Annotated in this window: 9 protein-coding genes; all 9 read left to right on the forward strand. The window is 70.7% G+C overall.

Translation table 11 applies throughout. The annotated features are described in order from the left end of the window. Positions 1-43: 43 nt before the first annotated feature. A complete protein-coding gene (locus tag GGD88_RS02670; protein ID WP_246423515.1) occupies positions 44-853 on the forward strand; it encodes a TVP38/TMEM64 family protein in 810 nt (269 codons plus the stop codon). Beyond that, positions 850-2,286, forward strand: coding sequence for a dihydrolipoyl dehydrogenase family protein (locus tag GGD88_RS02675; RefSeq protein WP_184431435.1), 1,437 nt, complete (start codon positions 850-852; stop codon positions 2,284-2,286). Before GGD88_RS02670 ends, GGD88_RS02675 begins: the two co-directional genes overlap by 4 nt. A 415-nt stretch (positions 2,287-2,701) precedes the next feature. Next, positions 2,702-3,676, forward strand: coding sequence for a tripartite tricarboxylate transporter substrate-binding protein (locus GGD88_RS02680; protein ID WP_221236968.1), 975 nt, complete (start codon positions 2,702-2,704; stop codon positions 3,674-3,676). Positions 3,677-3,853: 177 nt separating this feature from the next. Continuing rightward, positions 3,854-4,351, forward strand: coding sequence for a tripartite tricarboxylate transporter TctB family protein (locus GGD88_RS02685; RefSeq protein ID WP_184431437.1), 498 nt, complete (start codon positions 3,854-3,856; stop codon positions 4,349-4,351). A gap of 9 nt (positions 4,352-4,360) precedes the next feature. After that, positions 4,361-5,878: a tripartite tricarboxylate transporter permease gene (locus GGD88_RS02690; RefSeq protein WP_184431439.1), complete on the forward strand. Its 1,518-nt coding sequence runs from the start codon at positions 4,361-4,363 to the stop codon at positions 5,876-5,878. Positions 5,879-5,965: 87 nt separating this feature from the next. After that, complete coding sequence (locus tag GGD88_RS02695; protein WP_184431441.1) at positions 5,966-7,513, forward strand: acyl--CoA ligase; 1,548 nt, start codon at positions 5,966-5,968, stop codon at positions 7,511-7,513. Further along, positions 7,510-8,490, forward strand: a complete 981-nt coding sequence (locus GGD88_RS02700; RefSeq protein ID WP_184431442.1) for a 2-dehydropantoate 2-reductase — start codon at positions 7,510-7,512, stop codon at positions 8,488-8,490. The genes GGD88_RS02695 and GGD88_RS02700 overlap by 4 nt, the downstream gene beginning before the upstream one ends. A gap of 407 nt (positions 8,491-8,897) precedes the next feature. Further along, entirely contained in the window at positions 8,898-9,626 is a 729-nt protein-coding gene (gene phbB, locus GGD88_RS02705; protein ID WP_184431444.1) for an acetoacetyl-CoA reductase, read from the forward strand. Positions 9,627-10,749: 1,123 nt separating this feature from the next. Next, positions 10,750-13,194, forward strand: a complete 2,445-nt coding sequence (locus tag GGD88_RS02710) for a PAS-domain containing protein (RefSeq protein ID WP_184431446.1) — start codon at positions 10,750-10,752, stop codon at positions 13,192-13,194. Positions 13,195-13,197: the final 3 nt, after the last annotated feature.

Genomic DNA, 13,197 nt, shown 5'->3' on the forward strand with positions numbered 1-13,197 from the left:
TCCGGCATTGAAGTGACGGCCATTCTGTATCAAATGGTCCGATATGAGCCCTTCGGTCTCCACATCCGACGACGGCCCCCGGATGGGGCCGGACGCCCCGGCGGAGGACCCCGCCGAGACCCCGACGGCGCCCGCCGCGGTGGATCGGCGCCGCCGGGCGTGGCCCCGGCGGCTGGCGCTGCTGGCGGCGTTCGCGCTCGTCCTTGGCCTGGTGGTCGCCTTCGACGGTCACCGGCTGCTGTCGTTCGAGACCCTCGGCCGGCACCACGAGGCCATCGCCGCCTGGGTCGACGCCCACCGCGCCCTGGCCGCGGGCGTGTTCGTGGCGGCCTATTTCATGGCCGTGACGTTCAGTGTTCCCGGCGCGGTCTGGATGAGCATCACGGGCGGTTACCTGTTCGGGCCGGTCGCCGGGACGGCGCTGATCGTGCTGGCCGCGACGCTGGGGGCAACGGCGGTGTTCCTGGCGGCCCGCTACATCCTCGGTGACACCTGGCGGGACCGGGTGCGCGGTCCCATGGCCCGGCTCGAACGCGGCTTCCGGGACAACGCCTTCACCAGCCTGCTGGTGCTGCGGCTGATTCCGCTGTTTCCGTTCTGGCTGATCAATCTGGTGCCGGCCTTTCTCGGCGTGCCCACCCGCACCTATGCGGGTGCCACGGTCCTGGGCATCATCCCCGGGGCCGCCGTCTACGCCAGCGTGGGCAACGGGCTCGATGCGCTGTTGGCGTCCGGCGACCGCCCCGACCTCGGCCTCATCTACGATCCCGAAATCCTGGGGCCGCTGCTCGGTCTGGCCGTGCTGGCGATGCTGCCGTCCCTGTACCGATGGTGGAAGGGGCGGCGGCGATGACCCGGGCGCGGCCGCTGATGCCCGATCTGTGCGTGATCGGAGCCGGCGCCGGGGGCCTGACCGTGGCGGCGGGCGCGGCGCAGATGGGCGCGTCGGTGGTGCTGGTCGAGCAGGGCGAGATGGGGGGCGACTGCCTGAACGTCGGCTGCGTGCCCTCCAAGGCCCTGCTCGCCGCCGGGGCCGCCGCCCAGGCCGTGCGTGATGCCGACCGCTTCGGCATTGGGGTGCCCGACCCGGAGATCGACTTCGCCGCCGTGATGCGCCACGTCCACGGCGTGATCGCGGAGATCGCCCCGGTGGACTCCCAGGAGCGGTTCGAGGGCCTGGGGGTCACGGTGCTGCGGGCGCCGGCGCGCTTCCTGGACGCCCGAACGGTCGAGGCCGGCGGCCAGCGCATCCGCGCCCGCCGGGTCGTGGTCGCCACCGGCTCGCGTCCCCTGGTGCCGCCGATTCCGGGGCTGGAGACGGTCCCCGTCCACACCAACGAAACCATCTTCGGGCTGACCGAGCGGCCGCCGCATCTGCTGATCCTGGGCGGCGGACCGATCGGCTGCGAGTTGGCGCAGGGGTTCCGGCGCCTGGGCAGCCGGGTGACGGTGGTCGAGATGGGCGTCCTGCTGGGCCGCGACGACCCCGAGCTGACCGCGGTGGTCCGTGCCCGTCTCGCGGCGGAGGGGGTCGACCTGCGCGAGGGCCGGCGCGCCGACGCCGTCTCCGGACAAGCCGGCGCGATCCGCCTGCGCCTCGCCGGACCGGACGATCGGACGGAGACGGTCGCGGGCTCCCACCTGCTGGTGGCGGTCGGCCGCCGGCCGGTGCTGGAGGGCCTGGACCTGGACGCCGCCGGCATCGCCCACACCGCGCGCGGCATCACCGTGGACGACGGCCTGCGCACGACCAACCGGCGGGTCTATGCCATCGGCGACGTCACCGGCGGCCCGCAGTTCACCCACGTGGCAGGCTTCCACGGCGCCTCGGTGCTGAAGTCGGCGCTGTTCCGGCTGCCGGTGAAGATCTCCGCGACCCCGATCCCGCACGTCACCTACACCGACCCCGAACTGGCCTGGGTCGGGCGCAGCGAGGCCGAGGTGCGCGCCATGCACGGCGACGGCATGCGGGTGCTGCGCTGGCCGTACCGGGACAACGACCGCGCCCGCACCGACCGCACCACAGAGGGCCTGGTGAAGGTGGTCACGGATCGGCGTGGGCGCGTGCTGGGCGCCGGCGTCGTGGGGCGTCACGGCGGCGAGGTGCTGGCGCCCTGGATCGTGGCCGTGCACCGGCGCCTCAAGGTGGCGGCGCTGGCGACCATGGTCGCCCCCTACCCGACCCTGAGCGAGACCACCAAGCGGGCCGCCGGCAGCGCCTTCACGCCCGGCCTGTTCTCGCCCCGAACGCGCCGGCTGGTGCGGCTGCTGGCCCGGCTCGGCTGATCCGCACCAGCGATGGAACAGCCCGGCCGCCGTTTCCGCGATACGGAATACCGCGACCCCGCGCCACCACGCCGCCAAGCCATCGCGGTCCCCCGGCGTGGGTCTGCCGACATGCGATTTATAGTGACTAGCCAATCGGTTACGGCGAACCAGCGCGGTCGCGGTGGGCCCTGCCCCGCGCACAACAAGTGGTCTCTCCGCCCCACTTGGGCGCAACAATCTTGTTGACGGTCCTTCCCCGTTTTCGCACTTCTTTCTTTAGCCTGCGTGCTCACACGACCGGCCCGCCCCGGCAACGACGCCCACAACCGGTCTCCGGACGGCGCACGGCGGGGCGGCGGAGACGCCCCGCTCGCCCCGGCGGCGGACCACGGCGTCCAACAGCAAATCATCAACGCAGAAGGGAGGAGGTACCGTGCTGAATTCGACCCTGAGACGGGCCGTGGCCGCCGCCTGCGTGCTGGGCGCCGCCGCGGTGGTGCCGCCGGCGCAGGCCGCGGACTGGTCCCCGAACAAGCCGATCGAGATGGTCATCATGGCCGGCCAGGGCGGCGGCGCCGATCGCCTGGCCCGCCTGTTCCAATCCATCATCCAGAAGAACGACCTGGCCGACATGCCGGTGCTGCCGGTCAACAAGGGCGGCGGTTCCGGCGCCGAGGCACTGCGCTACATGAAGGACAACGCCGGCGACGCCCACAAGGTCATGGCGACCCTCAACAGCTACTACACGACGCCCCTGCGCACCGACATCGGCGTCGACATCGCCAACTTCACCCCGCTGGCCCGCATGGCGGTCGACACCTTCGTGCTGTGGGTCAACGCCGACTCCGGCATCACCACGCTCGACGAGTACGTCGCTGCGGTGAAGGAGGCCGGCGGCGCCTGGAAGATGGGCGGCACGGGCACCGGCCAGGAAGACTCCCTCGTCACGGCCATGCTCGAGAAAGAGTTCGGCCTCACGTTCACCTATGTGCCCTTCAAGGGCGGCGGCACGGTGGCCAAGAATCTGGTCGGCGGCCACATCGACTCCACGGTGAACAACCCGTCCGAGCAGCTCGCCTTCTTCAAGGCCGGCGAGGTCACGCCCATCGCCACCTTCACCGAGGAGCGCCTGGAGCCGTTGCCCGACGTGCCGACCATGCGCGAGCTGGGGCATGACCTGACCTACGGCATGCAGCGCAGCTTTGTCGGCGCCCCGGGCATGCCGGCCGACGCCCAGGCCTACTACATCGACCTGTTCCAGCGGCTGAGCGACACCGAGGAATGGCAGAACTACGCCGCCGAGCAGGCCCTGGAGACGGACTTCCTCGCCGGCGACGCCCTTCAGGAGTACTTCCTCAAGGAGCGGGCGGTGCATGCCGAGCTGCTGGAGGCGACCGAGGGCGGGTGAGCCGGCGCCGGCTGACCTATCCAGCACCCGAGGCCCGAGCGGGAGCCGGACCCCGGTCCGGCGTCGCGGGGCGGCTGCCACACCGGCGCCGCCCCGTGCCCCGCCCGCGCCCGCGCCACGCGCCGGCCGCCGTGCTCCACGCCTCCCCCGACACCGCCCGAGCCGGACCGACCACCGATGCATCGCGCTGAACTCCTCATGGCCGTCGCGATGATGGCCTTGTCCGTCGTCTTCATGGTGATGGCCACCGATCTGCCCATCGGCTGGGTGCCGGGATCCGGCCCCGGGGGCGGCGCGTTTCCGTTCTGGCTGTCGCTGATTATGCTGGTCGCCGGCGCCGTGATCCTGGTGCGCGAGCTGCGCGCCCGTCAGACCGGGCGCGCGGTCCGCAAGCCGTTCATCAACCGCGTCGCCCTGCTGGACATCGGCCTGGTGTGCGCGGCCGTGGTGGCGACCATCGGGCTGATGCACGTCGTCGGCACCTATGTGGCGATCCCGCTGTTCCTGGTGTTCTACCTGCGGGTCATCGGCCGGCACGGCTGGTCATTGATCGCGGCCTTTGCCGTGGTCACGCCGATCGTCCTGTTCCTGTTCTTCGAGGTGACGTTGCGGATCCTGCTGCCCAAAGGCATCACCGAGCCCCTGTTCTTTCCGCTGTACGCGTTCTTCTTCTAGGAGCCGGCCATGGAAACGCTTGCGCTGCTGGCCGATGGCTTCGCGCTCTCCCTCAGTCCCCTGAATCTTTTTGTGGTCGTGCTCGGCGTCACCATCGGCCTGTTCGTCGGCGCCATGCCGGGCCTGGGCTCCGTCAACGGGGTCGCGATCCTGCTGCCGATGACCTTCCTGGTGCCGCCGGCCTCGGCGATCATCTTCCTGGGGGCGCTGTACTACGGCGCCATGTACGGCGGCGCCATCAGTTCCATCCTGCTCGGTATTCCCGGCGCCTCGACCGCCGTCGCTACCACCTTCGACGGCCGCCCGATGGCCCAACAGGGCAAGGCCGGCCTGGCCCTGATCGCCGCCGCGGTGGGCTCGTTCGTGGGCGGCACGCTCTCGGTCATCCTATTCACGATCTTCGCGCAGCCGCTGGCGGACGTGGCGCTGGCCTTCGGGCCGGCGGAGGAGTTCGCGCTGGTCCTGCTGGCCTTCACGACCTTTGTCGGCCTGGGCGGGGACGACATCCCCAAGACGATCCTGATGATCGTCTTCGGCCTGGTGCTCAGCACGGTCGGTCTGGACCTGATCTCCGGGCAGCCGCGCCTGATCTTCTTCGACCTGCCGGGCTTCTATAGCGGCATCAGTTTCCTGGTCCTCGCCATCGGCGTCTACGGCATCGGCGAGATCCTGTGGACCCTGGAGACCACCCGCGGCAAGGCCCCGGTGACCACCGCGCGCATCGGCCTGCGCGACCTGTGGGCCGGCGTGCGCCAGCTCTCCCATTCGGTGCGGACCATGACCTTCGGCTCCGTGCTGGGCTTCTTCGTCGGCCTGCTGCCGGCGGCCGGTGCCACGCCCGCCTCGCTGATGGCCTACGGCATGGCCAAGACCCTGTCGCGCAAGCCCGAAACCTTCGGCAAGGGCGCCGTCGACGGCGTCGTCGCCCCGGAGACGGCAAACAACGCCGCCAGCACCGGCTCGCTCATGCCCATGCTGACGCTCGGCATTCCCGGCTCCCCCACCACCGCGCTGCTGCTGGGCGGCATGGTGATGTGGGGGCTGATGCCCGGCCCGATGCTGTTCATCGAGGAGCCCGGCTTCGTCTGGGGCCTGATCTCCAGCCTCTACACGGCCAACGCCTTCGCGGTCATCATCAACCTGGCGCTGATCCCGATGTTCGTGTGGGCGCTGCGCATGCCGCTGACCATCCTGTGCGCCATGGTGATCGTGCTGTGCATCGTGGGCGGCTACGCGCCCGACCAGCGCCTTCATGACGTGTGGCTGATCGCCGTGTTCGGCGTCGGCGGTTATCTGCTGCGCAAGCTGAACTACCCGCTGGCCCCACTGGTGCTGGCGCTGGTGCTGGGACCGCTGATGGAAAAGGCCTTCCGTCAGGCCCTCATCTCGGCCCAGGGTGACCCGATGACCTTCCTGGAGCGGCCGCTGTCGGCGTCCTTCCTGGTGCTGGCGGCGGTGTTCTTCCTGTTGCCGCTGCTCAAGGGGCTGCGTCGGCGCCCGGCGGACGCGCCCGGCCGCACCCCGTGATCCGACCGACTCCGCCCCGACGAGACGCGCCCCGGGACCCGAGTCTTGCCCCCCGACACGACTTGAAAACACGATAGGACTGGAGAGATGGCAGATACCGTTCGCGACCTGTTGCAGGGTCATCCCACTGACGCCCCGGCGATCGGCGCGCCGGGCCGGGACTGGCTGACCTTCGGGGGCCTCGCCGGGCTGGCCGACGCCACCCTGGCGACGCTGAACGGCTGGGGTGTCGGGCGCGGCGACCGCGTCGCCATCGTGCTGCCGAACGGGCCGGAGATGGCCGCGGCGTTCGTCACGCTCGCCTGCTGCTGCGACACGGCACCGCTCAACCCGGCCTACAAGGAAGACGAGTTCGATTTCTACCTGAGCGACCTGAAGGCGAAACTTCTGGTGGTATCGGCCGACGAGACCGGCCCGGCCGTCGCCGCCGCCCGCACGGCCGGCCTGCCGATCGCCCGGCTGGCGACGGGCGCGACCGATCCGGCCGGCCATTTCACCCTGCACCTGGAGGGCGACGCGCCGGCCCCGGAGGCCGCGCGCCCTGGCTTCTCCGGTCCGGACGACGGCGCGCTGGTCCTGCATACCTCGGGGACGACGTCGCGCCCCAAGATCGTGCCGCTGCTGAACCGCAACGTGGCCGCCTCGGCGCGCCACATCGGGGCCAGCCTCGCGCTCACGCCGGCGGACCGCTGCCTGAACATCATGCCGCTGTTCCACATCCACGGGCTGATCGCGGCGGTCACGACATCGCTGGCGCACGGCGCCTCGGTGTGGTGCTCGCCCGGGTTCAACGCCTTGCAGGTGTTCGCCTGGATGGATGCCGCCGCGCCGACCTGGTACACGGCGGTGCCGACCATGCACCAGGCCATCCTGAGCCGCGCCCCGCGCAACCCCGAGAGCGTGGCCCGCGCGCGGCTGCGGCTGATCCGGTCGTCGTCGTCCTCGCTGCCACCGCAGGTGATGGGCGCGCTGGAGGAGACCTTCGGCTGCCCGGTCGTCGAGAGCTACGGCATGACCGAAGCCTGCCACCAGATGACCGCGAACCCGCTGCCGCCGGCGCCGCGCAAGCCCGGCTCGGTGGGCATCGCGGCCGGCCCGCAGGTGCGGGTCGCCGACGAGGCCGAGAACCGCCTTCTCGACGGCACCGCCCCGGGCGAGGTGGTCATCAGCGGCCCCAACATCACCCCGGGCTACGAGGCCAACCCGGAGGCCAACGCGAAATCCTTCTTCGACGCCGACGGGCAGCGCTGGTTCCGCACCGGCGACCAGGGCGTGTTCGACGCCGACGGCTATCTGACCATCACCGGCCGGCTCAAGGAGATCATCAACAGGGGCGGCGAGAAGATCAGCCCGCGCGAGGTCGACGACGTGCTGATGGACCACCCGGCGGTGCAGCAGGTGGTCACCTTCGCCATGCCTCACCCCAAGCTGGGCGAGGAGGTGGCGGCCGCGGTGGTGCTGCGCGACGGCCAGAGCGCCGGCGAGCAGGACCTGCGCAGCTTCGCCGCGGGCCGGCTGGCGGACTTCAAGGTGCCGCGCAAAGTCCTGATCCTGGAGGAGATTCCGAAGGGCGCCACCGGCAAGCTGCAACGCATCGGGCTGGCCGCCAAGCTGGGCCTGGGGGTCGACGCATGAGGATCTGTATCTACGGGGCCGGCGCCATCGGCGGCTACATGGGCGCCAAGCTGGCCATGGCCGGCGCGGACGTGTCGCTGGTGGCGCGCGGCCCGCACCTCGCCGCCATGCAGGCCCACGGCCTCACGCTGATCGAGGGCGACACGCGCCAGACAGTGCCGGTGCGCGCCGCCGAGGACCCGGCCGAGCTGGGTGTGCAGGACTACGTCATCATCACCCTGAAGGCCCATTCCGTGCCCGGCGTGGTCGACCGCATGCAGGCCCTGCTCGGCCCCGAGACCACCGTGGTGATGGGCGTCAACGGGGTGCCCTGGTGGTACTTCTACAAGCTGCCCGGGCCGTACGAGAACCACCGCCTGCCCAGCGTCGATCCCGGCGACGTGCAGTGGCGCGGCATCGGTCCGGAGCGGGTCCTGGGCTGCGTCGTCTACCCGGCCGCAGAGGTGCCCGAGCCCGGCGTGATCCAGCACATCGAGGGCAACCGGTTCAGCCTCGGCGAGCCTTCGGGCGAGAAGACGACGCGCGCCGAGCGGCTGTCCAAGGCGCTGGGCGCGGTCGGCCTCAAGGCGCCGGTGCGCCCGGCCATCCGCAACGAGATCTGGGTCAAGCTGTGGGGCAACCTGTCGTTCAACCCCATCAGCGCCCTGACCGGGGCCACCCTCGACGTGCTGTGCACCGACCCCGGCACCCGGGCCGTGGCCCGCGGGATGATGGTCGAGGCCCAGCAGATCGCCGAAGCCGTGGGGGTCAAGTTCCCGATCGACGTGGACCGCCGCATCCAGGGTGGCGCCGAGGTGGGCGCGCACAAGACCTCCATGCTCCAGGATCTGGAGCGCGGCCGGCCGATGGAAATCGACGCCCTGGTCACCGCGGTGCAGGAAATGGGACGGCTGGTCGGGGTGCCGACGCCGACCATCGACACGGTGCTGGCCCTGATCCAGTTGCGCGGGCGCACCGCCGGTTGTTACGGGGCGTGATCGCCGCACCCGAGCGCCGCGCTGGGGTCGATCGCCCGCAGGAGCAGGGCGCCGGCGGGGGGCCGCCATCATCCCGCGAGACGGCCCTTTTCTCCGGGGCCGAAAGCCCGTTAGACTGGCGCCCACGGATCGCATGGGGAGAGGTGATCCGGCCCTGGACGACCGGGCGGACCCGCGTCCGACGGGTCGCATCCGGTCCGGACGGTCGGCGCGATCCTGGCTGCCGTCCCGCGCCGCTCCCCGGCACGCATGTACGACACCCCTGTCACCGTTCGCCTTGCACGGTCGGAGTTCGGGCGCGGAATACTTCTTCACATCGAGGGCACCACGCCGCCTGGATGCAGCGGTTGCGATCCGGGGCGTGTCGGCCGACCCAACCACCACCATCCTGAACGGGGAAATGATCCATGGCTGAAGGACGCGTTGCACTCGTCACCGGCGGCACCCGCGGTATCGGCGCCCAGATCAGCATCGAACTGAAGGAGGCCGGCTACCGCGTGGCGGCGAATTACGGCGGTAACGACGCCGCCGCCCAGAAGTTCAACGAGGAAACCGGCATCCCGGTCTACAAGTTCGACGTCGCGGACTTCGAGTCGGTCAAGGCCGCCCTCGACCAGATCGCGGCCGACCTCGGCCCCATCGAGGTTCTGGTCAACAACGCCGGGATCACCCGCGACAGCACCCTGCACCGCATGACCTTCGAGCAGTGGAACGCGGTCATCCAGACCAACCTGTCCTCTGTGTTCAACACCACCCGATGTGTGATCGAGGGCATGCGCGAACGCCAGTTCGGCCGCATCATCAACGTCACCTCGATGAACGGCCAGGCCGGCCAGATCGGCCAGGCCAACTACGCGGCCGCCAAGTCCGGCATGAAGGGCTTCACCAAGTCCGTGGCCCTGGAAGGCGCCGCCAAGAACATCACGGTCAACAACGTGGCGCCCGGCTACACCGACACCGAGATGGTGCGCGCGGTGCCGTCCAACGTGCTGGAGAAGATCATCGCCGGCATCCCGGTGAAGCGCCTGGGCTCGGTCCACGACATCGCCCGCGCCGTGCTGTTCCTGGCGGCGGACGAGGCCGGGTTCATCACCGGCTCGACGCTGTCGATCAACGGCGGCCAGCACATGTATTGATCGGACCGCGGCGCCGCGCGGGAGCGCGTCGCGGCGCCGGCCGGACCGGGCCGGCGGTCGGACATGCTTCCGCCCGATCACAGACAGCGGCCGCGGCCACAACCGCGGCCGCTGTCGCCGTTCCACGGGCCGGGGTGCGGCCGCCGCCGTCCGGCATCCGATCAGCCCGGACATAGCGCGGATCGCGGTCAATCGGAACCGCAACGTGGTTCGGATTGACGGCGTGAATCTGGAGGCTTCTCTGAGGTCCGTTGCGTGAGCGGCTTGACGGGGCCGGCGGACGCCAGCAAAGCAATCCCGGGCTTGCTCATGATGTCTTCGCCCTGGATTGCTTCGTCACGTCGGTCTGCGCAATGACGGATTGCGTGGTCGTGACCCGGAACAGACCTCGCATACCGGCCGACGCATGAACGGACCTCTCCGTCGGCCGGCCGACATATGAAGTCCGTTCATGCGTCGGCTGGTATCATGCGGATTTTCGCTCCCACAGGACTCGTTCACCCGACGGCCCTGAGGCCGGTTGTTCTATTGCAGCAAAGACCATGTTATACTGTTCTGATTGATCCGCTTGCGACAAAAGGATCATCCCCATCGAAACCTTGCCGGTGGCCCCGCGTCCATTATCCGATGACTTGCAGGATCCGGCCGGGTGCATGCATAGGGCCGCATGAACCGTGCCAATCGTTTCTATTCTGCTGTTACAGCATCCCCGTCGGGTTGCGCGCGGTCCGGACCGGGTGTCATGGCGCAGCGCCGCCGCAGTCCCCGCCATCCGCGGTCCCGATCAGCGATGCGGTGAGTCGGATCTGGACCGGGGCCGGCTCTTGCCCCACAGTTGAAGCAATGGTCGCGAGTATTGCCTCGCGTATGCATACGAAAAGGCGCCGAGTCGATGGACACCCGGGGGACGGAAGCGGGGCATACGGGCGGGCGCGCGGCAGCCACCTGGCGCCGCCCCCTCGCGGCCGGGCTCTGGGCCGCGGGAGGCGCCACGGCGGCTCTCGCTCAGACTGCCGCCGCAAGTCCGGCCGCCGCCGCCGAGGCACCCACGGCCGGCGTGTGGCCCGGCCTTGTCTGGTCTGTCCTGACACAGCCCTGGGCCGCCGCCCTCGCGGAACTCCTGGTGTTGCTCCCGGTGTTCGGCCTGCTGCTGTGGTGGCAGGCGCGACGACGCCAGGGCGCCGAGCAGGAGGCGGAGACCCTGGCCGAACAGGCCCGGGTGCTGCGGGCGACGCTGGAGTCGAGCCGCGACGGGTACGTCCTGTGGCTCGACCCGGCCGGCGAGACGACCTGCTCACGGCGGCTCTCCGTCATGCTCGACCTGACGAACGGCACCGCGTCGACCCTGGCGGACGTGCTTGACAGCATCACCCCCGAAACGCGCCCGCCACTCGCCCACGCCATCGACCGGCTGCGCGGCGAAGGCCAGCCGTTCACGCTCGAAGCCCTGCACGCCGGCGGTCGGCGCCGCTTGGCGGTCCGCGGCCTGCGCGTGCCAGGGGTCGACGAGGAGCGGTGTTCGGCCGACGTGCTTTGGGTTCAGGACCTCACCGACGGAGGCGCCCTGTCGGACGCGGATCGCGATGCGGCGGCGCAGCGCCAGGCCGCCTTCGCCCGCCTGGAGGCGACGCTGGACGCCCTGCCCACCCCGGTCTGGGTGCGCGACGACGACCTGAACGTGACCCTGTGCAACGAGGCCTATGCCCGCGCCGTCGAGGCCCCCGACCGGGCCGCGGCCGTGCGGCAAGGGCGCGATCTGGCCGGCGGCGATCTGGGGCGCGAACTGCGCGCCCTGGCGGCGCGGTGCCGGGCGGCGGGCACACCGCTGACCGACCGCTTCCACCTGGCGATCGACGGCACCCGCCGCCTCATGGAGATCACCGAGGCGCCGTTCACCGTCGACCTGGCAAGCGAGGCGGTGCGCCTGACGGCCGGGACGGCGCGCGACATCTCCGCCCTGGAGGAGATCGAGAACCGGCTGGCGCGGGAACAGGCCAATCAGGCCGTCGTCCTCGAACACCTGTCGACGGCCATTGCCATCTTCGGCCCGGCCACCCGCCTGTCTTACCACAACCCGGCCTTCGCCCGACTGTGGCGACTCGACTCCACGTGGCTGCGCGAGACCCAGCCGCCCTACGGCGACCTGCTCGACATGCTGCGCGACCGACGCACCCTGCCCGAGGTCGCCGACTACCCCGCTTTCAAGGCCGCCGAGGTGGGCCGATTCACGTCGCTGATCGAGCCCATGGAGGACCTGGTTCACCTTCCCGATGGCAAGACTCTGCGGCGGGTCATCGCCCCCCAGCCCATCGGCGGGCTGCTGGTGACCTACGAGGACGTCACCGACAAGCTCAGCCTGGAGCGCTCGTACAACACCCTGACCGCGGTGCAACGCGAGACGCTGGACCACCTGCACGAGGCGGTCGGCGTGTTCGGGGCCGACGGCCGCCTGAAGCTCGCCAACCCGGCGTTCGCCGCGCTGTGGGGCGAGACCGCGGCCAGCGTGGAGGCGCCGCCGCAGCTCGCCGAGTTCCTGGACCTGCTGCGCGACCATTTCACGGACGAGAGCAGCTGGCGCCACCACCGCTTCGCCGTGCTGACGCCGCCGTCGCTGCGCACCCCGCATCGCGGGCGCGTGTCCCTGGTCGACGGCCCGGTTCTGGACTACGCCTGTGTGCCGTTGCCGGACGGCGGCATCCTGCTCAGCTACAACGACGTCTCCGACACGGCGCGGGTCGAGCAGGCCCTGCGCGAGCGCGCCCAGACACTGAGCGCGGCCAGCATGCTGCGGGCCGACTTCATCGCCAGCCTGTCCTACGAACTGCGCACCCCACTGACCACCATCGCCGGCTTCTCGGAGATGCTGTGCGCCGAATACCACGGCAACCTCAATGCCCAGCAGATCGACTACTCGCAGTCGATCGCCGAGACCGCCCGCGATCTGGTCTCCATCCTCGACGACATCGCCGACCTGGTGACCATCGAGGCCGGACGGGCCGCCCTCGACGTCGACGTGTTCGACGTCCACGCCGCCGTCTCGGCGGTCCTCGCCCTCTGCCGCGAGGCCACCCGGCGCCGCGCCGTCGCCCTGGAACTGAACTGCCCGCCCGAGATCGGCTGGATGGTCGGCGACGAGGCCCGCATCAAGCAGATCCTGTTCCACATGACCGGTAACGCCATCAAGATCAGCCCCGCCGGCAGCCGGGTGCGCATCGGCGTCACCCGTGACCGGGCCCCGTCCGGGGCCGAGACCGTCACGCTGTCGGTCGCCGATGAGGCCGGTGACGCCGCCGGCCGCAGCCTGTCCACCGGGCGGGGGTTGATGAAGGGCGGGAGCCTCGCCATGCTGCTGGTGCGGCGGTTCGCGGAGATGCATGGCGGTTCGATCGTCGTCAGCGCGGAACCCGGGGTCGGCACGACGGTTCTGTGCCGGCTGCCGTCGGGCCGGATCGAGTCGTTGCATCCGGATGGCCCCGAGAGCCCCGAGAACCCCGATGGCCCGGCGGACTCGGAGACCGACTCACCGGAGGCCGGGCGCCGCGGCGGGTCCGTCGATGAAACCGTGTGAGGC

It is taken from the genome of Roseospira goensis (genome assembly GCF_014197795.1).
Classification (GTDB): domain Bacteria; phylum Pseudomonadota; class Alphaproteobacteria; order Rhodospirillales; family Rhodospirillaceae; genus Rhodospira; species Rhodospira goensis.

Bases quoted from the DNA above. Each gene is read 5' to 3' on its own strand.
- GGD88_RS02700 (WP_184431442.1), top strand. From the start codon at position 7,510: ATGAGGATCTGTATCTACGGGGCCGGCGCCATCGGCGGCTACATGGGC.
- GGD88_RS02690 (WP_184431439.1), top strand. From the start codon at position 4,361: ATGGAAACGCTTGCGCTGCTGGCCGATGGCTTCGCGCTCTCCCTCAGT.
- GGD88_RS02675 (WP_184431435.1), top strand. From the start codon at position 850: ATGACCCGGGCGCGGCCGCTGATGCCCGATCTGTGCGTGATCGGAGCC.
- GGD88_RS02670 (WP_246423515.1), top strand. From the start codon at position 44: ATGAGCCCTTCGGTCTCCACATCCGACGACGGCCCCCGGATGGGGCCG.
- phbB (WP_184431444.1), top strand. From the start codon at position 8,898: ATGGCTGAAGGACGCGTTGCACTCGTCACCGGCGGCACCCGCGGTATC.
- GGD88_RS02695 (WP_184431441.1), top strand. From the start codon at position 5,966: ATGGCAGATACCGTTCGCGACCTGTTGCAGGGTCATCCCACTGACGCC.
- GGD88_RS02685 (WP_184431437.1), top strand. From the start codon at position 3,854: ATGCATCGCGCTGAACTCCTCATGGCCGTCGCGATGATGGCCTTGTCC.